We start from the raw sequence: 22947 nt of genomic DNA on the forward strand, positions 1-22947 counted from the left end.
CGTCAGGCCAGTTCTTCCTTGCGGATCCGCACGATCGGCGCCAGCACGGTGGCCAGGCCCTGCATCGCTGCGATCACCTCGTTCATCGTGCCTTCGCGCACGCTGTGCGTCAGCAGGATGAGGTCGGTGTGTGTCGAGCCGGCACCGCCGACGGCCGCGGCTTCGCGCTGCAGCATCGCGTCGATGCTGATGCCGGCGTTGGCCAGCAGGCTGGCCACCTTCGCCAGCACGCCGGCCTGGTCGGCCACGCGCAGGCGCAGGTAGTAGCTGGTCACCACCTCGCTCATGGGCAGGATGGATTCGTCGCTCATCTGGTCCGGCTGGAAGGCCAGGTGCGGCACGCGGTGCGCGGCGTCCACGGTGTGCAGGCGGGTGACGTCGACCAGGTCCGCGATCACCGCGCTGGCCGTCGGCTCGCTGCCGGCGCCCTTGCCGTAGTAGAGGGTGGTGCCGACGGCATCGCCCTGCACCACCACCGCGTTCATCGCGCCTTCGACGTTGGCGATCAGCCGCTTGCAGGGCACCAGCGTGGGATGCACGCGCAGCTCGATGCCCTTGTCGGTGCGCTTGGTGATCCCGAGCAGCTTGATGCGGTAGCCCAGGTGTTCGGCGTATTCGATGTCGACGGAGGACAGCCTGGTGATGCCCTCGACATGGGCCTTGTCGAACTGCACCGGCACGCCGAAGGCGATGGCGCTCATGATCGTCGCCTTGTGCGCGGCGTCGACGCCCTCGATGTCGAAGGTCGGGTCGGCCTCGGCGTAACCCAGGCGTTGCGCTTCCTTGAGCACCACGTCGAAGTCCAGGCCCTTGTCCCGCATCTCCGACAGGATGAAGTTGGTGGTGCCGTTGATGATCCCGGCGATCCACTGGATGGTGTTGGCGGTGAGGCCCTCGCGCAGGGCCTTGATGATCGGGATGCCGCCCGCCACCGCGGCCTCGAAGGCCACCATCACGCCCTTGGCGTGCGCCGCGGCGAAGATCTCCGTGCCGTGCACCGCCAGCAGCGCCTTGTTGGCCGTGACCACGTGCTTGCCGGCCTCGATCGCCTCCATCATCAGCTGGCGCGCGATGCCGTAGCCGCCGATCAGTTCGACGACGATGTCGATCTCGGGGTTGGCGAGGATCTCGCGCGCGTCCTTCACCACCCGGGCGGCGCCGCCCGTCACGGCCTCGGCGCGGGCGGTGTCGAGGTCCGCCACCATGGTGATCTCGATGCTGCGGCCGGCGCGGCGCTGGATCTCCTCCTGGTTGCGACGCAGGACGTTGAACACGCCGCTGCCCACGGTGCCTATGCCCAGCAGGCCGACTTGAATGGCTTTCACTTTCTCTTTTCCTCTGTGGTCCTCTTGTCCGCCGGCGGCACCACCTCGCTCACCAGCGTGGGGAGCATCCAGGGCCCGCCCGCTGCCACCAGCCGGCACATGCCGGTGGTGGCTTCCTCCGTGTGGACGAAGCGCGCCCCGTTCCACACCCATTGGTCCATGGCAAAGCAGTCGCCGAGGCCGCGGCCCTTCTGCATCGCCACGATGCGGCTGCGCTCCGGCTCGAATTCCGTGCCGCTGTAGGTGACGGCGGTGGCGCGGTAGGGCGGCTTGTCGTTCGCCACCCAGAAGCCCTGGCCGGTGTTGTACGCCGCCACCCAGCAGCGCGCCGACACCAGTACCCGGTGCGCGTCGAGCCGCCACGCCTGCGGCGGTTCGGCCGTGTCCTTCAGGTCCGGGCAGTCGTCCGGCACCTTGCGCAGGCTGCGCAGCACCGCGATGGCCAGCGCCTCGCGCGGCGCCGGCCCGGAGATCGCCGCCGCCCGCACGACCGGCTTCGGCAGGGCCGGCAGGACGGCCGCTTCCGCGTTCGCCCCCTTGCGCACCAGCGCACCCGTGGTGCCGACGCGGCCCTGCACGTCGTCCATGCGCAGCAGGACGGCGGCAGCCCCCGCATCGGAAACGCGCCAGCGCTGCGGGCCGGCCACGAAGGCGATCTCCTCGCTGCGCAGCAGCCCCTGGAGCAGGGCCGCCGTCTGGGAGGTGTCCAGGGTGCCGACGCCTTCGTCCGCCTTCAGTGCGACCGCGCCGCGCGGACGGCCGCCGACGACGAGGTCCACCTGCGCCGGTGGCGGCGTGGCCTTGCCGTCGTCGTACGTGCCGATGGTGACCTGCGCGCTCACCGGCCGGCGCGCGCCGGCTTCACGCGTGAGCAGCACGGACACCGCCGGCGGCACCTCGCCGGCCTGGTAGCCGGCGGCCCGGCAGGTGCGTGTGTTGTCGCAGGCCAGTTCCCAGTCCTTGTGCGTGAACTGCACGCCGGCGGCCCCCGCAGGCGTCGCTGCCAGCGCAGCGAGAACGGCGAGCATGCGCAGGGCGAGGCGGGCGGCCATGGGGAAAGCGCAGTTCAGGCGCTGCGGCGCCGGCGGTACTGCTCGAGGAAGCGGGCGATGCGGCCCACGGCCTCGCGCAGGTCGTCCTCGTGCGGCAGGAACACGATGCGGAAGTGGTCCGGCTGCGGCCAGTTGAAGCCCGTGCCCTGCACCAGCATCACCCGCGTCTGCTGCAGCAGCTCGAGGAAGAACTGGCGGTCGTCCTGGATCGGGTACAGCTTCGGGTCCAGCCGGGGGAACATGTACAGCGCCGCCTGCGGCTTGACACAGCTGACGCCGGGGATCGCCGTGATCAGCTCGTACGCCAGGTCGCGCTGGCGGCGCAGCCGCCCGCCGGGCCCGACCAGATCGTGGATGCTCTGGTAGCCGCCCAGCGCCGTCTGGATGGCCCACTGCCCCGGAACGTTGGCGCACAGGCGCATGTTCGAGAGCATGGTCAGGCCCTCGATGTAGTCGGCACCCGCCTTCTTGTCGCCCGAGACCACCAGCCAGCCGGCGCGGTAGCCGCAGGAGCGGTAGCTCTTGGACAGCGAGTTGAAGGTGAGCGTGAGCACGTCCTCGGACAGGCTCGCGATCGCGGTGTGCTTCACGCCCTCGTACAGGACCTTGTCGTAGACCTCGTCGGCGAGGATCACCAGGCCATGCTCGCGGGCGATGGCGACGATCTCGCGCAGCAACTCGTCGGAGTACAGGGTGCCGGTCGGGTTGTTCGGGTTGATCACCACGATGCCCTTGGTGGCCGGCGTGATCTTGCGGCGGATGTCCGCGGGGTCCGGCATCCAGCCGTTGGCCTCGTCGCACATGTAGTGCACCGGCGTGCCGCCGGCCAGCGCGGTGCAGGCCGTCCACAGCGGGTAGTCCGGCGAGGGGATGAGCAACTCGTCGCCTTCGTTCAGCAGCGCGTTGGTGGCGATCGCGATCAGCTCGCTGGCGCCGTTGCCCAGGTACACGTCGTCGAGCGTGACGCCCTTGATGCCCTGCTGCTGCGTGTAGTGCATCACGGCCTTGCGCGCGGCGAAGATCCCCTTGCTGTCCGAGTAGCCCGCCGAGTTCGGCAGGTTGCGGATCATGTCCTGCTGGATTTCCTCGGGCGCGTCGAAGCCGAACGGGGCGAGGTTGCCGATGTTCAGCTTGATGATCTTGTGACCTTCTTCCTCCAGCTGGCGGGCGGCATCCATGATGGGGCCGCGGATGTCGTACAGCACGTTGGCGAGCTTGGCGGATTTCTGAACGGTCTTCAAAGGCCCTCCCAAGGGCGGTGACACGAGGTGAAACCTATAATTTGACCATAAACGCAAGGGCTGCCCTGCAGCAAGCCCGGCGAGACCACGCATCCGCACCTTGAAGCTCCAGCCCGATCGCTCCGACGCCCAGACCATCACCGGCTACGGCCCCGGCTGGGTGGGCGTGGGCACCGGCGCCGGCACGGAAAAGATCACGCACAACGTCGTGATCGCCTCCAACGGCGAACGCCTGCCCTGGGCCGGCCGCTACGAGGACCTGGGCCCCGCCGACTTCGCCGCCATCGCGGAACTCAAGGTCGAAGTGGTGATCTTCGGCAGCGGCGCGCGGATCCGCTTTCCCAAGCCCGCCTGGCTGGCGCCGCTGGCCGAGGCACGCATCGGCATCGAGACCATGGACACCGCGGCAGCGTGCCGCACCTACAACATCCTGGCGCAGGAAGGCCGCGAAGTGGCCGTGGCCCTGCTGCTCGAATCCGCGTAACCCCGCACGAGCGGGGCATATGCGTTTCACGGTAAAATCGGTGGTTGCGGTGGGCCTGCGCGAAGCCCGCCGTCCGCGCGCAGAACTGTCACACCAGAACCACATACCCTATGGCGATCGTTGTCAACAAACCCCTTCCAGAATTCGAGGCGAACGCCACTGGCGGCAGCAAGGTCACGAACACATCGCACGTGGGCCAGATCGTGGTGCTGTACTTCTACCCGAAGGACAACACCCCGGGCTGCACCACCGAAGCCATGCAGTTCCGTGACAAATACAAGGATTTCGTGAAGGCCGGCGCCGTGGTGTTCGGCGTCTCGCGCGACAACATGAAGTCGCACGACGAGTTCAAGGCCAAGCTGGAACTGCCGTTCGAGCTGATCGCGGACACCGAGGAAAAGATGTGCCACATGTTCGGCGTGGTGAAGAACAAGATCATGTACGGCAAGAAGGTCAAGGGCATCGAGCGCAGCACCTTCCTGGTGGGCGCCGACGGCATCCTCAAGCAGGAATGGCGCGGCCTCAAGGTGCCCGGCCACGTCGACGAGGTCCTCAAGGCCGTCAAGCTGCTGAAGAAGGCTGCCTGAGCCATTGCGCCTGACGAGGCGCGTCCCTGCGTCACTGTCGGGCTTGACGCACGGTTGCAACAGGCGACCGTCCGACATTGTTGCGCCACGGCTGATGTGCATAATGATTTCATGCCGTTGACCCGGACGCGACGCGTCATCATCGACAGATCCCAAAAAGCCGCCCGGCCTGCCTGGCGGCTTTTTTGTTAAGCCACTACCTCATCAGGAAGCCGTACTCCTCATGCCCCTGCCCCCCGCACCGTCCAAGCGCGCCGCCATGCTCCCGCCGGAAGCCTTCGATGCCCCGGCCCGTTCCTCGCACAAGGCGACGCGAAAAACGGAAGCGCCCGCGGCGGACGAGGCCCTGGTCGCCGAGCGGCCGCAGGTGCTCGACGACCTGACGGCGCGCGGCCTGGGCGTGGGCGGCGACCTGCAGGAGGAATACGGCGAGGTCGACACCGAGACCCTGGTCGACGAGGAGCCCGCCGCGCCGGCGGCCAAGGGCAGGAAGAAGGAAGTGACGGTCCCCGCGCCGCTGCCCAAGAAGAAGAAGGCCAGCGGCCCGAAGAAGATGTTCGTGCTGGACACCAACGTCCTGATGCACGACCCGATGAGCCTGTTCCGCTTCGACGAGCATGACATCTTCCTGCCCATGGTGGTGCTGGAGGAGCTCGACGGCCACAAGAAGGGCACGACCGAAGTGGCCCGTAACGCCCGCCAGGCGAGCCGTTCGCTCGACGCGCTCGCCGGCACGCAGGGGGCCGACATCGCCCACGGCCTGCGGCTGGACACGACCGGCCACAAGGAAGCCGGCGGCTGCCTGTTCTTCCAGACCATGCCGCTGTCGCCCTCGGGACTGCCGATGGGCCTGCCCCCGGGCAAGGCCGACAACCAGATCCTGAGCGTGGTGCAGGCCCTCCAGGAAAAGCACGCGCCGATGCAGGTGGTGCTGGTGTCCAAGGACATCAACATGCGCGTCAAGGCGCGCGCGCTGGGCCTGGTCACCGAGGACTACAAGAACGACAAGACGCTGGACGACCTGGACCTGATGTACTCGGGTTCGCTCGCCCTGCCCCCGGACTTCTGGGCCAAGCACGGCAAGACCGTGGAGAGCTGGCAGCAAGGCGTCCACACCTTCTATCGCATCAGCGGCCCGATCGTGCCGGCCCTGTTCATCAACCAGTTCGTGTACTTCGAGGCCCCCGGCGAACCGAGCCTGTACGCGCGCGTGATCGAGATCCGCGGCAAGACGGCGGTGCTCAAGACGCTGAAGGACTACGGCCACCTGAAGAACGCGGTCTGGGGCGTCACGACGCGCAACCGCGAGCAGAACTTTGCGATGAACTTGCTGATGGATCCGGAGGTGGACTTCGTCACCCTCACCGGCACGGCCGGCACCGGCAAGACGCTGATGGCGCTGGCCGCGGGCCTGACCCAGGTGCTCGACGAGCGCCGCTACACCGAGATCATCATGACCCGCGCCACCGTGAGCGTGGGCGAGGACATCGGCTTCCTGCCCGGGACCGAAGAAGAGAAGATGGGCCCGTGGATGGGCGCGCTGGACGACAACCTGGAGGTCCTGGGCAAGACCGACGGCGGGGCCGGCGAGTGGGGCCGCGCGGCGACCAACGAGTTGATCCGCTCGAAGATCAAGATCAAGAGCATGAACTTCATGCGCGGGCGGACCTTCCTGAACAAGTACGTGATCCTGGACGAGGCGCAGAACCTCACGCCCAAGCAGATGAAGACCCTGGTGACGCGGGCCGGTCCGGGCTCCAAGATCATCTGCATGGGCAACCTGGCGCAGATCGACACGCCCTACCTCACCGAGGGTTCGTCGGGCCTGACCTTCGCGGTCGACAAGTTCAAGGGCTGGCCGCACAGCGGCCACATCACGCTGGCGCGCGGCGAGCGCTCGCGCCTGGCGGATTTCGCGAGCGAGGTGCTGTAGGCGTCGGTTTGAGGCGGCGTGCGGGTTCGGGTTATTTAACGCAGAAGCCGCAGAAGTAACGCAAAAGCCGCAAAAGGACATCCTTGAAGGGATGTGTTCTGCGGCTTTTGTAGTTTCTTTTGCGGCTTCTGCGTTGAAATGCCTTCGAAGGTGGGCTCAGCGCCCCGCCATCGACTGCGTCGTCGGGAAGGGGTGGGTCTGGCGCTGCTGCTTCTTTTGCTCCGCCTGCACATCGCACGGCGGGCAGTTGCTGATGCCGCGGCCGAAGGGCGTGTAGCGCAGCACCTTCGACAGGCCCTGCCGGCCGCTGGCGGCGCGCGCCACCATCGCGCTGGCGGCGAGGCCGCCCGCGGTGCGCACGGCCCAGTAGCGGTGCTTGCGCGTGAACTGCCACACCGCCACGCCCAGCGCCAGCACCAGCCAGTGCTCGCCGGGGAAGCCGGGGCGCGCCTCGTCCGCCGCCTTGATCTTCTCGAGCGTGGAGCCCTCTTCCTGGATTTCGGGGGGCAGTTGCTCCACCTGCATGGGCGGGCTGGCTTCGGCCAGGGTGGGCGTCAGGTCGATCTGTTCCATGCTCGTCTCCGGAGGTTTCCTGGAGCAGAGCATCGCGCGCCGCGGCAGTGCGGCGCGTAGGAAAGCGGCGTGCGACGATGCCTCAGAAATCCTCGCTGCCGCTGGCCAGGTTCTCGAACTTGGTCAGCTGCTTGAGGAAGGCGAGCTTCACGGTGCCGGTGGGCCCGTTGCGCTGCTTGCTGATGATCACCTCGGAGACGCCGGGCTCCTTCGAGTCCTTGTTGTAGTAGTCGTCGCGGTAGATGAACATGATCACGTCGGCGTCCTGCTCGATGGCGCCGGACTCGCGCAGGTCCGACATCATGGGGCGCTTGTCGGTGCGCGACTCCACGCCGCGCGAGAGCTGCGACAGCGCGATCAGCGGGCAGCCGAGCTCCTTGGCGAGCATCTTCAGGCCGCGCGAGATCTCGCCCACCGCCGTGGCGCGGTTCTCGTCGCTCATGCTGGTCGAGGTGCTCATGAGCTGCAGGTAGTCGACCACGATCAGCCCCAGCTTGCCGCCGCACTGCCGGGCCAGCCGGCGGGCGTTGGCGCGCAGTTCGCTCACCGTCAGGCCGGGCGTCTCGTCGATGTGCAGCTGGATGTTGCGCAGCTTCTCGATCGCCTCCGTCAGGCGCGGCCATTCGTCGTCGGTGAGCTTGCCGGTGCGCAGGTGCGTCTGGTCGATGCGGCCGATGGAGCCGACGATACGCACGGCCAGCTGCGCGGCGCCCATCTCCATCGAGAACACGGCGACCGGAAGGCCTTCGTTGAGGGCCACGTGCTCGGCGATGTTGATCGCCAGCGAGGTCTTGCCCATGGAGGGGCGCGCCGCCAGGATGATCAGGTCGCCGGCCTGCATGCCGGAGGTCATGCGGTCGAAGTCGTAGAAGCCGGTGGGCACGCCGGTGATGTCGTTCGGGTTGTCCGCCATCTCCTGCACGCGGTCCATCAGCTGCACGACCAGGCTCTTCATGTCGTGGAAGCCCTGCTTGGAACGCGAGCCTTCTTCCCCGATGTGGAAGATCTTCTGCTCGGCTTCGTCGAGGATCTTCTCCACCGGCTTGCCCTGCGGATTGAAGGCGGCGGTGGCGATCTCGTCGCTGGCGGTCACCAGCTTGCGCAGGATGGAGCGCTCGCGCACGATCTCCGCGTAGCGGCGGATGTTGGCGGCGCTCGGCACGTACTGCGCCAGCGAGTTCAGGTACGGCAGGCCGCCGATTTCCTCGGCCTTGCCCAGGCCCTGCAGCTGCTCGTAGACGGTGATGACGTCGGCCGGCTTGTTGCCGTTGATCAGCCCGCCGACGGCCGTGAAGATCAGCTTGTGTTCGTAGCGGTAGAAGTCGCTCTCGGTGAGCAGGTCACCGACGCGGTCCCAGGCGCTGTTGTCGATCAGCAGGCCGCCGAGCACGCTCGATTCCGCCTCGATGGAATGGGGCGGAATGCGCAGCTGCGCCACCTGCCGGTCGCGCTCGCGCGGCAGGTCTTCTTCAACGGGACTCAGAACAGCGGCCATCGATCACTCTCTCCTCGTGCGATTGTCCCCGATGCTGTAAGGATGTCCAGTGACAACTCTGGGCGTTTGCTGTGGACAAGGTGCTGGAAGCTGTGCATCGCTGGAAAACGGACATCCAAAACGCAAAAGCCGCGAAAGTACGCAAAAACCGCAAAGGGACTCTTATCAATCCCTTCCTTCGCGGCTTTGCGTGACCTTTGCGGCTTTTGCGTTCTGGTTGTCCGCTTTCGAAGGCGCAATGAAAAAGCCGCCCGAAGGCGGCTCAGACGCGCGAGCGGGAAAGAAGGCTTACGCCGTCTCGCCGTACACCGTCACGTTGATGTCGACCACGACGTCCGTGTGCAGGGCGACGGAGACCTGGGTGTCGCCGACGGTCTTGATCGGGCCGTTGGGCATGCGCACTTGCGCCTTCGCCACCGGGAAACCCATCTTCGTGAGTTCCTCGGCGATGTCGGAGTTGGTGACCGAGCCGAACAGGCGGCCGTCCACGCCGGCCTTCTGCGTCAGCTTCACGGTCTGGCCGGACAGCTTCTCGCCCGTGGCTTGCGCCTCGGTCAGCTTGGAAGCGGCCTGCTTTTCCAGGTCGGCGCGCTTGGCTTCGAATTCGGCCTTGTTGGCCTCGGTCGCGCGGCGGGCACGGCCCTGCGGGATCAGGAAGTTACGGGCGTAGCCGTCCTTCACCTTCACGATCTCGCCGAGGTTGCCCAGGTTCAGGACTTTGTCGAGCAGGATGACTTGCATGGCGGCTTCCTCAGATGCGGTGCTGGTCGGAGTACGGCAGCATCGCCAGGAAGCGCGCGCGCTTGATGGCGGTATTGAGCTGGCGCTGGTAGATCGCGCGGGTGCCCGTCAGGCGCGCCGGGATGATCTTGCCGTTCTCGGAGATGAAGTCGCGCAGCGTGTCGATGTCCTTGTAGTCGATCTCTTCGACGCCGGCGACGGTGAAGCGGCAGAAGCGCTTGCGCTTGAACAGCAGCGACTGGGTGTTGCGCTTCGGACGCTTGTCCTTGTTGAACTTCTTGAACGTGGCCATGAATGGCTCCTCAGATAGGGTCTGGCTGGAATGACTGGATGTGCAGCACCGGATGCCTGCCGCCGCGCAACGCGGCGAGAAAGCCCGTGAACCGGAAACCGCTGCCGATCGCCTGCCTGGCAAGCGTCTCGGCGTCGGTCCCGAACGCCACCGCGCGGATCTGCACCTTCACCTGCCTGGTCGCGCCGGCCTCGAGGGCTTCGGACGCGTGTTCGAGCAGCAGGTCGAGGGCCGGCAGTCCGGCGGGGGTGTAGCGCAGGGCCTTGGCCTCCGCGATACGCGCGCTCAGGATCGTCTGGTTCACACCCGGCGGTTCGCCGGCGGAATTACGACTGGAACTCCGCCTGTTGGGCCTTGCGGGCTTCCTCGCGCTCCACCGTCTTCATCATGGAAGACGGGCCCGTATCGGCCTTCTTCTTGACGACGGTCAGGTGACGCAGCACGGCGTCGTTGAAGCGGAAGGCGTGCTCGAGCTCGCTCATCACGGCCTGGTCGGCCTCGATGTTGATGCACAGGAAGTGCGCCTTGGCGAGCTTGTTGATCTGGTAGGCCAGCTGGCGGCGGCCCCAGTCTTCCACACGATGCACCTTGCCGTTGCCGGCGGTGATCATGCCCTTGTAGCGTTCCAGCATGGCCGGAACCTGTTCGCTCTGGTCCGGGTGGATCAGCAGCACGATTTCGTAGTGACGCATTGAATCTCCTTGCGGATGAATAGCTGCCCCCGGATGGCAAGACCGAAGGTCACGGCTCCGGTACCGGGGTGCAGCAAGGGAAAGCCGATGATTATAGCCCGGATGCACCAGGGCTGCCCGAGCGCCCGGTGGCCACGGCTCAGCGCATCCGCAGCGCCGCTTCCAGCCGTGCGAACTTCACGGGGCCGACGGCCTGCAGCAGCTGCGGCGCCAGCGCGTCGAGCTCGGCGAGCGTGCCCGCCGCCTCGATGGCGAGGGCGAGCTGGAGGTCCTTGCGTCCGAGCTGCGCCGCCAGTTCCGTGGCGATGCCGTAGGCACGCACGTACTGGTCCCAGCCCGCCATGCTCGAATCCGTGAAATCGGGCGACGGGGGCTGCACCGGCCGCGACGGCAGGAACTGCTCCGTGATGAGCCCGAGCTCCAGCAGCCGGTCGATGTCGCCGCGCGTGATGCCGCCGGCGGAGGTCGCCTTCAGCACCTCCTCGAGGCTGCGTTGCCCGTCGATCAGGATCAGGGCCGCACGCTGCCGGGGCGACAGGCCGCTGCGCCGGTCCTTCAGGACCTTCAGCCCAGCCTCTGTCTTGGCCATCGTCATGTGAACCCCCTGCGGACACGGCGCCCTCGACAGAAAAGCCCGCACCGGGCGGGCTTCTCTTCGCGGCGCGCTACGACTCAGTCGCGGGCGTAGATATCCACGTCCTTGGTTTCCCGGATGAAGATCATGCCGATGACGAAGGTCCCGGCAGCGATCACCACGGGGTACCACAGGCCGTAGAAGATATCACCCGTGGCCGCCACCATGGCGAACGCGGTGGTGGGCAGCAGCCCGCCGAACCAGCCGTTGCCGATGTGGTACGGCAGGCTCATCGACGTGTAGCGGATGCGCGTCGGGAACAGCTCGACCAGCATGGCGGCGATCGGGCCGTACACCATGGTCACCAGGATCACGAGGAACACCAGGATGGCGAGCACCATGCCGATGTTCATCTTGTCCTTGGCGGCCGGCGTCGTCAGCCCTGCGGCCTTGGCCGTCTCGCCCACCTGCTTCTTGAAGTCGGCCAGGGACTTGGCGGACTCGGTGGAGAAGCCATGGCGCTCGGCGTTCAGCGTCAGCGTGGGCGCCGGCATGACCTTGCCGCCCATGGTGATGGTGGCGGCCGATCCGGCGGGGCCGGCGACGTTCTCGTACGGGATGTACGACTGCGTCAGGGCGCGCTTGGCGACGTCGCAGGACGAAGTGAAGTCGATCTCGCGGGCGATCGGGCTGCCCTGGAACGAGCACTGCTTCGGATCGGCCGTGATGGTGACCTTGGTGGCTTCCTGCGCCGCGACGAGCGCCGGGTTGGCCGCCTTGAGCAGCATCGGGAACACGGCGAAGTAGGTGAGCGCGGCGATCAGGCAGCCGGCCATGATGATGGGCTTGCGGCCGATCTTGTCCGACAGCGCACCGAACACGATGAAGAACGGCGTGCCGATCAGCAGCGAGGCGGCGATCAGCAGGTTGGCCGTGGTGGCGTCCACCTTCGCGATGGTGGTCATGAAGAACAGCGCGTAGAACTGGCCCGTGTACCAGACCACGGCCTGGCCGGCCGTCAGGCCCAGCAGCGCCAGGATCACGACCTTGAGGTTGATCCAGCGGCCGAAGGACTCGGTGAGCGGCGCCTTGGAGGTCTTGCCTTCCGACTTCATCTTCTGGAACGCGGGCGACTCATTGAGGCTCAGGCGGATCCACACCGAGACGGCCAGCAGCAGGATGGAGACCAGGAACGGGATGCGCCAGCCCCAGTCGGCCCAGGCCTTGGGGTCCATCGATTCGCGCACGCCGAGGATCACCAGCAGCGACATGAACAGGCCCAGCGTCGCCGTGGTCTGGATCCACGACGTGTACGCACCGCGCTTGCCATGCGGCGCATGCTCCGCGACATAGGTCGCGGCACCGCCGTACTCGCCACCGAGCGCGAGGCCCTGCAGCAGCCGCAGCGCGATCAGGATCACCGGGGCGGCGATGCCGATCGACTTGTATCCGGGCAGCAGGCCGACGATGAAGGTCGACGCCCCCATGATCAGGATGGTGACCAGGAACGTGTACTTGCGGCCGATCATGTCGCCGAGGCGGCCGAACACGATGGCGCCGAAGGGACGCACCAGGAAACCGGCGGCGAAGGCGAGCAGCGCGAAGATGTACGCGGAGGTCGGGTCCAGCCCCGAGAAGAACTGCGCGCCGATGATGGCGGCCAGCGAGCCATACAGATAGAAGTCGTACCACTCGAACACCGTGCCGAGCGACGAGGCGAAGATGACCTTCTTCTCCTCCCGCGTCATGGGCGCGGCGGCCGTGCTTCCCAGCGCGGCACCGGCGGAAGATGCTGTTGCCATCGAATGTCTCCTTGCTTGTTTGATCCGGAGCAAGGAGTGTTCGAACACGCTCTGACGCGAAACTGACTCGCGCCGCCGGCCGACGCTAGGAGATTCCCTTAGGCGGGCCCGCGCTGGGCGTGAGGAGGCTCAGGAGCCAGGTGACGCCGAAACCCACCGGCACGCCGAACACGCCGGCCGAGAGCGGCTGGATGCCGAACCACAGGTCCTGCCCCGCGACCAGGCCCAGCGCCGCGCGCACGTTGCTCGCATTGATGCTCATGTAATACAGCGTGACGCCGAGGCCGGCGAGCATGCCGCACACCGCGCCGACGCGATTGGTGCCGCGCCACAGGATGCCCAGCACCATCGCCGGCACGAACGCGGCCGCCGCAAGCGAGAAGGACGCCGACACCAGCAGCAGGATCTCGGCGGGCTTGGCCGTCGCCACCACCGCGGCGACGAGCGCGACCCCCATCAGCGCGAACTTGGAGAGGATCACGCGCTGTTCGGCCGGCAGGTCGGGCCGCACGTCGTGGCAGAAGATGTCGCGCACGAGCGCGTTGCTGATCGTCAGCAGCAGGCCGTCGGCGGTGGACAGCGCCGCGGCCAGCCCGCCGGCGGCCACCAGCCCGGAGATCACGTACGGCAGGCCGCCGAGTTCCGGCGTCGCCAGCATGATGATGTCGGCGCCCAGGCGGATCTCGCCCCACTGCAGGATGCGGTCGCCGTTCACGTCGGCGACGGCGACGAGCGTGGGATCGACCCGCGCCCACTGCGCGATCCACGCCGGCAGGCTGTCGAAGCTGCTGCCCACCAGGTTGTTCATCACCTCGAACTTCACCAGCGCCGCGAGCGCCGGCGCGCTGATGTAGACCAGGGCGATGAAGAACAGCGACCACGCCACCGAGGAGCGCGTGGCCGACACGCTGGGCGTCGTGTAGTAGCGCGTGAGCAGGTGCGGCAGTCCGGCCGTGCCCAGCATCAGGCAGAACATCAGCGCCAGGAAGTTGCGCCGCGACAGGTCGAAGGTTTCGCGCTCCTGCGGCGAGCCCTTGGGATCGCCGGCGAAGGGCTGGCTGTGGCGCGGGATGCCGCCCAGCGGCCGCGCCCGCTCGTAGCTCTCGGCCATCGCGCGGCTCCACTGCTCGCGGGCGCCGGCGGCGTCGCGCGGCAGCGCGGTGAGCGCGCGCGAGGCCTGCTGGATCTCCGCCGCGTCCGCGTTCTGCTGCTTCAACTGGCGCACCCTCGCCTGCGCCTCCGAGCGCACGCGCGACAAGGACCCGGGCAGGTCGTGCAGCAGGGCCTCGTACTCGCGCCCGCGGGCCAGGAAGATCGCGCCGACCTGGCGTTCGGCCGGGTCGCGCGCGATGCGGTCTTCCAGCGCGCGGATCTTCTGCAGTTGCTTGCCGTAGACGAAGGGCGCGGCCGGTTCGCCGAGCTGCTTGTACGCCAGCCAGGAAACCGGGATCAGGAACGCCAGCAGCATCACGACGTACTGCGCCACCTGCGTCCACGTGATGGCCTTCATGCCGCCGAGGAAGGAGCAGAGCAGGACACCGCCGATCCCGAGCAGGATGCCGATCTCGAACTGCACGCCCGTGAGGCGCGAGGCGATCAGGCCGACGCCGTAGATCTGGGCCACCACGTACAGGAAGGAGCACAGCACCGCGGCCAGCGCCGCGATGATGCGCGGCCCGCGCCCGCCGAAGCGCACGTCGAAGTACTCCGGCACCGTGTAGAGGTTCAGCCGCCGCAGGTGCGGCGCGATCAGCAGCGCCAGCAGGCAGAAGCCGCCCGTCCATCCCAGCACGTAGGCCAGGCCGCCCGCCTGCTGGTCGTTGCCGCCATAGCCTTGCAGGTACAGCCCCCCCGCCAGGCTGATGAAGGAGGCCGCGCTCATCCAGTCGGCGGCGGCCGCCATGCCGTTGTACATCGGCGGAATGCGCCGGCCCGCGACGTAGTACTCCTCGGGGTCGGTGGTGCGGCTGCGGATGCCGATCACCGCGTACATCATCACCGTGGAGAAGATGAAGATCGGGCCGAGCCAGAAGCGCGAGAGCCCCCGCTGCTCCGCGAACGTGAGCAGCAGCAGGAACAGGATGAAGCCGACGGTGAAGGACAGCAGGACCCGGCGGATGCGGCGCTCGTAGCGCGTCACGGCCTCAGGCGCCCTCTTCCGGCGTGCCGAGCGCGTCTTCGGGCACGAGTCGCTTCATGGCCCAGGCATGGAAGCCCACGATGCCGATGAAGGCGAACAGCGCACCCTGCGCGGCGACCCAGTAGCCCAGGGGCCAGTCGAACACGGTGAAATCGAGCTGGCGCGCGAAGTAGCTGGCGCCGAAGCTCACCGCGATCCACAGCGCGGCCAGCCCCAGCTTGAGGGCCAGCACGCGCCGGTCACGGAAGGTATTCGATGGCAGGTCATCCATGGGCCGGCATCATCGCACCGCCGACCCATGCAGATCAACCGGCCAGCTTCTCCCAGGTGGCGATCACGCTGTCCGGGTTCAGAGAGATGGAGGTGATGCCTTCCTGCACCAGCCACTGCGCGAAGTCCGGATGGTCGCTGGGGCCCTGGCCGCAGATGCCGACGTACTTGCCCTGCTTCACGCAGGCCTGGATGGCGCGCGAAAGCATCGCCTTGACGGCCGGATCGCGCTCGTCGAAGTCCGCGGCCAGCAGCTCGAGGCCCGAGTCGCGGTCCAGGCCCAGCGTGAGCTGGGTCAGGTCGTTCGAGCCGATCGAGAAGCCGTCGAAGTACTCCAGGAACTGGTCGGCCAGGATCGCGTTGCTCGGGATCTCGCACATCATGATCAGCTTGAGGTCGTCTTGCCCGCGCTGGAGGCCCTGGTCCGCCAGCAGCTTCGTCACGCGATCGGCCTGGCCCAGCGTGCGCACGAACGGCACCATCACCTGCACGTTGGTCAGGCCCATCTCGCGGCGCACGCGCACCAGCGCCTCGCATTCCATCGAGAAGGCTTCCCGGAATTCCGCGCTGATGTAGCGCGCCGCGCCGCGGAAGCCCAGCATCGGGTTCTCTTCCTCGGGCTCGTAGCGGCTGCCGCCGATCAACTTGCGGTATTCGTTGGACTTGAAGTCCGACAGGCGCACGATCACCGGCTTGGGCCAGAAGGCCGCGGCGATCGTTGCCACGCCTTCGGCCACCTTGTCGACGTAGAAGGCACGCGGCGAGGCATGGCCGCGGGCCACCGACTCCACCGCCTTCTTCAGGTCGGCGTCGACGTTGGGATAGTCGAGGATCGCCTTCGGGTGCACCCCGATGTTGTTGTTGATGATGAACTCCAGGCGCGCCAGGCCCACGCCTTCGTTGGGCAACTGCGCGAAGTCGAAGGCGAGCTGCGGGTTGCCCACGTTCATCGTGATCTTGGTCTTGATCGGCGGCATCACGCCGCGCTGCACCTCGGTGACCTCGGTCTCCAGCAGGCCGTCGTAGATGAAGCCGGTGTCGCCTTCGGCGCAGCTCACGGTGACCAGCGTGCCGTCGGCCAGCCGCTCGGTCGCGTCGCCGCAGCCGACCACCGCGGGGATGCCCAGCTCGCGGGCGATGATCGCCGCGTGGCAGGTGCGCCCGCCCCGGTTGGTGACGATGGCGCTGGCGCGCTTCATCACCGGCTCCCAGTTCGGGTCGGTCATGTCGGTGACGAGCACGTCGCCGGCCTGCACGCGGTCCATTTCGGCGGTGCTGTGCACCAGCCGCACCGGGCCGGTGCCGACCTTCTGGCCGATCGCGCGGCCCTCGGCCAGCACGCTGCCCTTGCTCTTCAACTTGTAGCGCATCTCGGGCTTGCCCTCGGACTGGCTCTTCACCGTCTCGGGGCGCGCCTGCAGGATGTAGATGTGGCCGTCGGTGCCGTCCTTGCCCCACTCGATGTCCATCGGCCGTCCGTAGTGCTCCTCGATGACGAGGGCGTAGCGCGCCAGTTCCTGCACGTCGGCGTCGTTCAGCGAATAGCGGTTGCGCTGCTCCAGAGGCACGTCGATCGTCTGCACCAGCCGGCCGCCCTGCGCCTTCCCGGCGTCGCTGGCGAACACCATCTGGATCAACTTGGAACCGAGGTTGCGGCGGATCACGGCCTGCTTGCCGGCCCTGAGCATCGGCTTGTGGACGTAGAACTCGTCGGGGTTGACGGCGCCCTGCACCACCGTCTCGCCCAGGCCGTAGCTGGACGTGATGAAGACCACGTCCTTGAAGCCGGACTCGGTGTCGATCGTGAACATCACACCAGCGGCGCCGAGGTCGGAGCGCACCATGCGCTGCACGCCGGCCGACAGGGCGACGTCGGAATGGGCGAAGCCCTTGTGCACGCGATAGCTGATGGCGCGGTCGTTGTACAGGGAGGCGAAGACCTCGCGCATCTTGTGCAGCACCGGCTCGATGCCGACCACGTTCAGGAAGGTTTCCTGCTGGCCGGCGAAGGAGGCATCCGGCAGGTCTTCGGCGGTCGCCGAGGAACGCACGGCGAAGCTGGCCTGGGGATTGCCGGCCGAGAGCTTCTCGAATTCGGCGCGGATCGCGCGCTCCAGCTCCGGCGGGAAGGGCTGCGCCTCGATCCAGCCGCGGATCTCGGCCCCGGCGGCGGCGAGCGCGCGCACGTCCTCGGTGTCGAGCGTGGCCAGGCGCTGCTGGATGCGCTGGGCCAGGCCGTCGTGCTTGAGGAACTCGCGGAAGGCGTGCGCCGTCGTGGCGAACCCGGTGGGGACGCGCACGCCATGCGGCAGCTGGGAGATCATTTCGCCGAGGCTGGCGTTCTTGCCGCCGACCGCCTCGACATCGGACATTCTCAGGTTCTCAAACGGAACGACCAGGGCGGTCGCGTTGAAACGAGCAGACATGGTGGAAAAACTCCGGAAGTTGAAATCGGCACCGCGCTTGCGCGCATGGCGTCCCGGAGCCCCGCCGATGGGCTTTCTGGTTGTTCGAATGGGCGACGGCGGGTCATGGGCGCGCTGGAATTCGGATAATGCCGACCATTGTAGGCGGGGCGGGCGGTTCCGGCCGGCCTGCAGTTGAGGCATTCCATGGCGACCCTGCACACGCGCACCGTATTCTTCGTCTCCGACGGCACCGGCATCACCGCCGAAACCTTCGGCAACGCCATCCTGACCCAGTTCGAATTCAAGCCCCGGCACGTGCGGCTGCCGTTCATCGATTCCGTGGACAAGGCGCACCAGGTGGTGCGGCAGGTCAACCACACCGCGGAGCTCGAAGGCCGCCGGCCCGTCGTCTTCACGACCCTGGTGAACGTGGAGGTGCTGCAGGTCATCGAGGAAGGCTGCAAGGCCATGGTGCTGGACATGTTCGGCACCTTCGTGCGGCCGCTGGAGATCGAACTGGGGATGAAGTCCAGCCACCGCGTGGGCCGCTTCTCCGACGTCAGCAAGAGCAAGGAGTACCACGACCGCATCGAGGCGATCAACTTCAGCCTGGCGCACGATGACGGCCAGTCGAACCGCGACCTCGAACAGGCGGACGTGATCCTGGTCGGCGTGAGCCGCAGCGGCAAGACGCCGACCTCCTTGTATCTCGCCATGCAGCACGGGTTGAAGGCGGCGAACTACCCGCTGATCCCGGAGGATTTCGAGCGCAAGCAACTGCCAGGTGCGCTGGGTACGCACCGCAAGAAGATCTTCGGCCTCACGATCCAGCCCGAGCGGCTCAGCGAGATCCGCAACGAGCGGCGTCCGAACTCGCGCTATGCCTCGCTCGAGAGCTGCCGGCACGAAGTCGCCGAGGCCGAGGCGATGATGCGGCGCGAGGGCATCCGCTGGCTCTCCACCACCACCAAGTCGATCGAAGAGATCGCGACCACGATCCTGCAGGAGATCCGGCCCGAGCGGCTGGAGTACTGAGCTTCATCCCGTCCCACCCCCGCGGGCGTGGGCCGATAGCCGACACCTAAAGCCGTCATGCCCCCTTTCAATGGGAAGGGGTCGGGATCGGCCTTATCATTCATAGGCGCCATTCATTGAAGCGTGCCAATCGATAGAGGAAAATAAAATGTCTTTGATCAACACCGAAATCCCTTCTTTCTCCGCCACCGCGTACCACAACGGCAAGTTCGTGCCGGTCACGGAGCAGAACTTCAAGGGCAAGTGGTCCGTGGTCGTGTTCTATCCCGCCGACTTCACCTTCGTGTGCCCGACCGAGCTGGGCGACCTGGCCGACAACTACGCCGAATTCCAGAAGCTGGGCGCCGAGGTGTATGGCGTGTCGACCGACACCCACTTCACCCACAAGGCCTGGCACGACACCTCCGACACGATCAGCAAGGTGCAGTACCCGCTGGTCGGCGACCCGAGCCACCAGCTGGCCAGCTTCTTCCAGGTGCTGATCACCGAAGGCGAGGACACCGGCCTGGCCCTGCGCGGCACCTTCATCATCGATCCGGAAGGCCGCATCAAGACCATCGAGGTGCACGACAACGGCATCGGCCGCGACGCCAAGGAAACGCTGCGCCGCCTGAAGGCCGCCCAGTACGTCGCCTCGCACCCGGGTGAAGTCTGCCCGGCGAAGTGGGAAGAAGGCGCGCAGACGCTCAAGCCTTCGCTGGACCTGGTCGGGAAGATCTGAGGTCGAAGGCCGAAGGGCGTCGCTCTCCGACGCGATAGCCGTCGTTCCCGCGCAGGCGGGAACCCAGAGCTCGCCGCGCAGCGGCGAGTCCGAAAGCCCTGCATCCCCGCCTCCGCGGGGATGACGGGACGAAGGGCCGGGCGCCGCCCAGCGCCCGGCTTTTTCATTTCCGCAGCAAGAACTCGAAAGGAACCCGCATGCTCGACGCCAACCTCAAAGCCCAACTCGCCGCCTACCTCGAGCGCATGACGCAGCCGGTGGAGATCGTCGCCTCGCTCGACGAGACGAAAGCTTCGGTCGACATGCGGGCGCTGCTGAAGGACATCGCGGATGCCTCGCCGCGCGTGACGGTCACCGAGACCCGGGGCGGCCCGCACCGCACGCCCTCGTTCCAGGTCACCCGCCCCGGCCAGAACACCGGCGTGCGCTTTGCCGGCCTGCCCATGGGACATGAATTCACCTCGCTGGTGCTGGCCCTGCTGCAGGTGGGCGGCTATCCGCCCAAGGTGGACGAAGCCGTGCTGCAGCAGGTGCGCGCGCTGCCGGGCGACTACGAATTCGAGATCTACGTCTCGCTGTCCTGCCACAACTGCCCGGACGTGGTGCAGGCCCTGAACCTGATGGCGGTGCAGAACCCGCGCATCCGCACCACGATGATCGACGGCTCGATCTTCCAGGACGAAGTGAGCGAGCGCAGGGTCATGGCCGTGCCGACGGTGTTCCTCAACGGCACCGAATTCGGCCAGGGCCGCATGACGCTGGAGGAGATCGTGGGCAAGATCGACAGCACCGGCGCCGCCCGGCAGGCCGAAGCCCTCGCTACGCGCGAGCCGTACGACGTGCTGATCGTCGGCGGCGGGCCGGCGGGCGCTGCAGCAGCCGTGTACGCCGCGCGCAAGGGCATCCGCACCGGCATCGCCTCCGAGCGCTTCGGCGGCCAGGTGCTGGACACCCTGGGCATCGAGAACTTCGTCTCCGTGAAGGAAACGGAAGGCCCGAAGTTCGCGCTGGCGCTGGAGGAACACGTGCGCCACTACGACGTGGACATCGTCAACCTGCAGCGCGCCAGGGCGCTGCGCCGCAACGGCAGCCTGGTCGAGGTCGACCTCGAAAGCGGCGCCACGCTCAAGGGCAGGACGGTGATCCTGTCCACCGGTGCGCGCTGGCGCACGCTGAACGTGCCCGGCGAGCAGGAGTACCGCAACAAGGGCGTGACCTTCTGCCCGCACTGCGACGGCCCCCTGTTCAAGGGGAAGCCGGTGGCGGTGGTCGGCGGCGGCAACTCCGGCGTCGAGGCGGCGATCGACCTGGCGGGCATCGTCAAGCACGTGACGCTGATCGAGTTCGGCGCCGAACTGCGCGCCGACGCGGTGCTGCAGCGCAAGCTGAAGTCGCTGCCCAACGTGGACGTGATCGTCAACGCGCAGACGACCGAAGTCGTGGGCGACGGCCAGAAGCTCGAAGCGCTCATCTACCGGGACCGTGCCTCCGGCGAGGACAAGCGCCTGGCGGTCGAAGGCGTGTTCGTGCAGATCGGGCTCGTGCCCAACACGGAATGGCTGAAGGGCTCGCTGGAGCTGTCGAAGTCCGGCGAGATCGTCGTCGATGCGCGCGGACAGACCTCGCTGGCCGGCGTGTTCGCGGCAGGGGACTGCACCACCGTGCCCTTCAAGCAGATCATCATCGCCGCCGGCGACGGCGCGAAGGCGGCGCTCGGCGCCTTCGATCATCTGATCCGATCGTGAAGGGTCTGCGCCGGGGGGCTTCGTTCATCGCCCCGGCGCTTGCCCCCGGCATTCTTGCGCCACAATGACCGGCACAAGAACCAACACGAGGACCGAACCATGCAAGGCGATCCGCAAGTCATCCATCATCTCCAGGCCCAACTGAAGAACGAGCTGACGGCCACCAACCAGTACTTCCTGCACTACCGGATCCTCAAGCACTGGGGCTTCGACCGCCTCGCGAAGAAGGAATACGAGGAGTCGATCGGGGAGATGAAGCACGCGGACCGGCTGATGGAGCGCATCCTCATGCTCGATGCGCTGCCCAACCTGCAGGATCTCGGCAAGCTGATGATCGGCGAGGACGTCCCCGAAATCCTAAACTGCGACCTGACGCTCGAACGCGGCGCGCAGGCCACCATCAAGGCGGGCGTCGCGCATTGCGAGAGCGTGCGCGATTACGTCTCGCGCGAGATCCTCGAGCGCATCCTCGAGGACACCGAGGAGCACATCGACTGGCTCGAGACCCAGATCGACCTGCTGAACAAGATGGGCCTGCAGAACTACCTGCAGTCCGCCGCGGGCGAAGTCTCCTCCTGAGCCTCTGGCACGCCGAACCCTTCCCCGGCCGCTCGATGCGGCCGAATTTCTTACTCCTGACCGCCGCCACAGACAGAAACCTGGCTTCCACCTTCACTTGAATTGCGCTAGCGCAAGTCACTTGGGCCGAAACAGTTGCAAATGCGAAGGATTCGCATTTATACTGAACCCAGTTTCAAGCCACGAAGTTCTGGAAGTCAACATGATCGTCTGTGTCTGCCGCAGCATCTCGGACCGCGAAATCGCCCGCCACGCCCGCGCCGGCATGAGCTTCGACGACATCCAGTTCGAGCTCGGCGTGGCCACCCAGTGCGGCCAGTGCGAAAGCTGCGCCCGCGAGGTCCACGCCCAGTGCGCCTGCAGCGGCGGCGTCGCCGCCCTCCATTGCGAATCCAGCACGGTCAAGGAAAGCGCCGAATGGCCGAACTCGTCCTCGGTGGCGGCCTGATCCTCGCCGTTGCCGCTGCGTGGTGGGTTTTCACCCGCTGACGCCACCCTCCTTCCCGCCCGACAATGCTCTTCGTGCCGCAGAGCCCTAGCGCAGCCATGCCCGCTTCCCGCAACGCGCTGATCGCCGGCAGCGTCGTGCTGTTGCACGTGGGTGCGCTGTGGGCGCTGCAAAGCGGGCTGCTGCGGCGGGTGGTCGAGACGGTCGTGCCGGTGGAGATCCTCACCGCCAGCCTGCCCACACCGCCGGCACCGCCGCGGGTCGAACCACCTGCTCCACCACCGCCGGAGCCCAAACCCCAACCCATCGTGCCGCAGCCGCGGCCGGTGCTGCGCAGGAGCCCGCCGCCGCCCGCACCGGCCCCGGCGCCGCAACCGGTCGCCGTGCCCGAAGCGCCGCCCACCCCTGCGGCCGTCACCGGCACGACGGAGCCGCAGCCCGCCCCGCCGCCGGTGGCCGCCCCGGTCGCCGCAGCGCCGGTTGCCGCGCCCGCGCCCGCTCCCGCGCCGGCCAAGGTCGAACTCCCCATCAGCGACGCCGACTACCTGCAGAACCCGGCGCCGGAATGGCCGCGCATGAGCCAGCGGCTGGGCGAAAGAGGCCTGGTCGTCCTGCGCGTCCTGATCGGCGCCGACGGACGGCCCCGTTCCGCCCAGGTCAAGCAAAGCAGCGGCTTCACGCGGCTGGACGAAGCCTCCGTCACCGCCGCGATGGCCTGGCGCTACGTGCCCGGCAAGCGCGGCGGCGTGCCGGAGGAAATGTGGGTGAACGTCCCGATCCGCTGGGGCGACTGACCAGTACAAGGAAAAG

General features: G+C 67.2%; 23 protein-coding genes. 9 read left to right on the top strand and 14 right to left on the bottom strand.

Annotation, left to right across the window (positions count from 1 at the left end):
* Window positions 1–2: 2 nt before the first annotated feature.
* From JI746_RS23210 to JI746_RS23220, 3 genes are read right to left on the bottom strand one after another with little or no spacing between them, the layout of a single operon-like run.
* Window positions 3–1325, bottom strand: coding sequence for a homoserine dehydrogenase (locus JI746_RS23210; RefSeq protein WP_201692669.1), 1323 nt, complete (start codon window positions 1323–1325; stop codon window positions 3–5).
* On the bottom strand, window positions 1322–2377 hold the full coding sequence (locus JI746_RS23215; RefSeq protein WP_201692670.1) for a DUF1176 domain-containing protein: 1056 nt from the start codon (window positions 2375–2377) through the stop codon (window positions 1322–1324). The genes JI746_RS23210 and JI746_RS23215 overlap by 4 nt, the downstream gene beginning before the upstream one ends.
* Before the next feature lie 14 nt (window positions 2378–2391).
* Window positions 2392–3618: a pyridoxal phosphate-dependent aminotransferase gene (locus JI746_RS23220; protein ID WP_201692671.1), complete on the bottom strand. Its 1227-nt coding sequence runs from the start codon at window positions 3616–3618 to the stop codon at window positions 2392–2394.
* A 100-nt stretch (window positions 3619–3718) separates the two neighbouring features.
* On the opposite strand from JI746_RS23220, the gene JI746_RS23225 reads away from it, so the two are divergent.
* The 3 genes from JI746_RS23225 to JI746_RS23235 all read left to right on the top strand — a co-directional run bounded on the left by JI746_RS23225 (window position 3719) and on the right by JI746_RS23235 (window position 6622).
* Window positions 3719–4102, top strand: coding sequence for an Mth938-like domain-containing protein (locus JI746_RS23225; RefSeq protein WP_201692672.1), 384 nt, complete (start codon window positions 3719–3721; stop codon window positions 4100–4102).
* Window positions 4103–4212: 110 nt separating this feature from the next.
* A complete protein-coding gene (locus JI746_RS23230; RefSeq protein WP_201692673.1) occupies window positions 4213–4689 on the top strand; it encodes a peroxiredoxin in 477 nt (158 codons plus the stop codon).
* Between the two features lie 223 nt (window positions 4690–4912).
* A complete protein-coding gene (locus JI746_RS23235) occupies window positions 4913–6622 on the top strand; it encodes a PhoH family protein (RefSeq protein WP_201692674.1) in 1710 nt (569 codons plus the stop codon).
* Window positions 6623–6778: 156 nt separating this feature from the next.
* Here the strand turns inward: JI746_RS23235 and JI746_RS23240 are convergent, their stop codons facing one another.
* The 11 genes from JI746_RS23240 to ppsA form a co-directional block, all read right to left on the bottom strand.
* Window positions 6779–7195: a hypothetical protein gene (locus JI746_RS23240; protein WP_201692675.1), complete on the bottom strand. Its 417-nt coding sequence runs from the start codon at window positions 7193–7195 to the stop codon at window positions 6779–6781.
* 82 nt (window positions 7196–7277) lie between these two features.
* Complete coding sequence (dnaB, locus tag JI746_RS23245; RefSeq protein WP_201692676.1) at window positions 7278–8690, bottom strand: replicative DNA helicase; 1413 nt, start codon at window positions 8688–8690, stop codon at window positions 7278–7280.
* Between the two features lie 288 nt (window positions 8691–8978).
* Window positions 8979–9431, bottom strand: a complete 453-nt coding sequence (rplI, locus tag JI746_RS23250) for a 50S ribosomal protein L9 (RefSeq protein ID WP_201692677.1) — start codon at window positions 9429–9431, stop codon at window positions 8979–8981.
* Window positions 9432–9441: 10 nt separating this feature from the next.
* Window positions 9442–9723: a 30S ribosomal protein S18 gene (gene rpsR / locus JI746_RS23255; protein WP_201692678.1), complete on the bottom strand. Its 282-nt coding sequence runs from the start codon at window positions 9721–9723 to the stop codon at window positions 9442–9444.
* Between the two features lie 10 nt (window positions 9724–9733).
* Window positions 9734–10027, bottom strand: coding sequence for a primosomal replication protein N (gene priB, locus JI746_RS23260; protein ID WP_201692679.1), 294 nt, complete (start codon window positions 10025–10027; stop codon window positions 9734–9736).
* A 22-nt stretch (window positions 10028–10049) separates the two neighbouring features.
* Complete coding sequence (gene rpsF, locus JI746_RS23265; RefSeq protein ID WP_171557074.1) at window positions 10050–10415, bottom strand: 30S ribosomal protein S6; 366 nt, start codon at window positions 10413–10415, stop codon at window positions 10050–10052.
* Between the two features lie 139 nt (window positions 10416–10554).
* Window positions 10555–11010: a hypothetical protein gene (locus JI746_RS23270; protein ID WP_201692680.1), complete on the bottom strand. Its 456-nt coding sequence runs from the start codon at window positions 11008–11010 to the stop codon at window positions 10555–10557.
* Between the two features lie 77 nt (window positions 11011–11087).
* Entirely contained in the window at window positions 11088–12791 is a 1704-nt protein-coding gene (locus JI746_RS23275) for an MFS transporter (RefSeq protein WP_201692681.1), read from the bottom strand.
* An 85-nt stretch (window positions 12792–12876) separates the two neighbouring features.
* Window positions 12877–14931 carry a VC_2705 family sodium/solute symporter gene (locus JI746_RS23280; protein WP_201692682.1) on the bottom strand — a complete coding sequence of 685 codons (2055 nt, stop codon included), beginning with the start codon at window positions 14929–14931 and terminating at the stop codon, window positions 12877–12879.
* Between the two features lie 4 nt (window positions 14932–14935).
* The gene (locus JI746_RS23285) at window positions 14936–15202 is read right to left on the bottom strand and encodes a DUF4212 domain-containing protein (RefSeq protein WP_201692683.1); all 267 of its coding nucleotides are present in this window, start codon (window positions 15200–15202) and stop codon (window positions 14936–14938) included.
* 34 nt (window positions 15203–15236) lie between these two features.
* On the bottom strand, window positions 15237–17627 hold the full coding sequence (ppsA, locus tag JI746_RS23290) for a phosphoenolpyruvate synthase (protein ID WP_201692684.1): 2391 nt from the start codon (window positions 17625–17627) through the stop codon (window positions 15237–15239).
* Between the two features lie 195 nt (window positions 17628–17822).
* On the opposite strand from ppsA, the gene ppsR reads away from it, so the two are divergent.
* The 6 genes from ppsR to JI746_RS23320 all read left to right on the top strand — a co-directional run bounded on the left by ppsR (window position 17823) and on the right by JI746_RS23320 (window position 22931).
* The gene (gene ppsR / locus JI746_RS23295) at window positions 17823–18644 is read left to right on the top strand and encodes a posphoenolpyruvate synthetase regulatory kinase/phosphorylase PpsR (RefSeq protein ID WP_201692772.1); all 822 of its coding nucleotides are present in this window, start codon (window positions 17823–17825) and stop codon (window positions 18642–18644) included.
* Between the two features lie 148 nt (window positions 18645–18792).
* Window positions 18793–19365, top strand: a complete 573-nt coding sequence (gene ahpC / locus JI746_RS23300; protein WP_201692685.1) for an alkyl hydroperoxide reductase subunit C — start codon at window positions 18793–18795, stop codon at window positions 19363–19365.
* 197 nt (window positions 19366–19562) lie between these two features.
* The gene (ahpF, locus tag JI746_RS23305; protein ID WP_201692686.1) at window positions 19563–21110 is read left to right on the top strand and encodes an alkyl hydroperoxide reductase subunit F; all 1548 of its coding nucleotides are present in this window, start codon (window positions 19563–19565) and stop codon (window positions 21108–21110) included.
* Between the two features lie 99 nt (window positions 21111–21209).
* Window positions 21210–21689, top strand: coding sequence for a bacterioferritin (gene bfr / locus JI746_RS23310; RefSeq protein ID WP_201692687.1), 480 nt, complete (start codon window positions 21210–21212; stop codon window positions 21687–21689).
* Between the two features lie 202 nt (window positions 21690–21891).
* Complete coding sequence (locus tag JI746_RS23315) at window positions 21892–22137, top strand: (2Fe-2S)-binding protein (protein WP_201692688.1); 246 nt, start codon at window positions 21892–21894, stop codon at window positions 22135–22137.
* A 65-nt stretch (window positions 22138–22202) separates the two neighbouring features.
* Window positions 22203–22931, top strand: coding sequence for an energy transducer TonB (locus tag JI746_RS23320; RefSeq protein ID WP_456239079.1), 729 nt, complete (start codon window positions 22203–22205; stop codon window positions 22929–22931).
* Window positions 22932–22947: the final 16 nt, after the last annotated feature.

This window comes from Ramlibacter alkalitolerans (genome assembly GCF_016722765.1).
GTDB lineage: Bacteria > Pseudomonadota > Gammaproteobacteria > Burkholderiales > Burkholderiaceae_C > Ramlibacter > Ramlibacter alkalitolerans.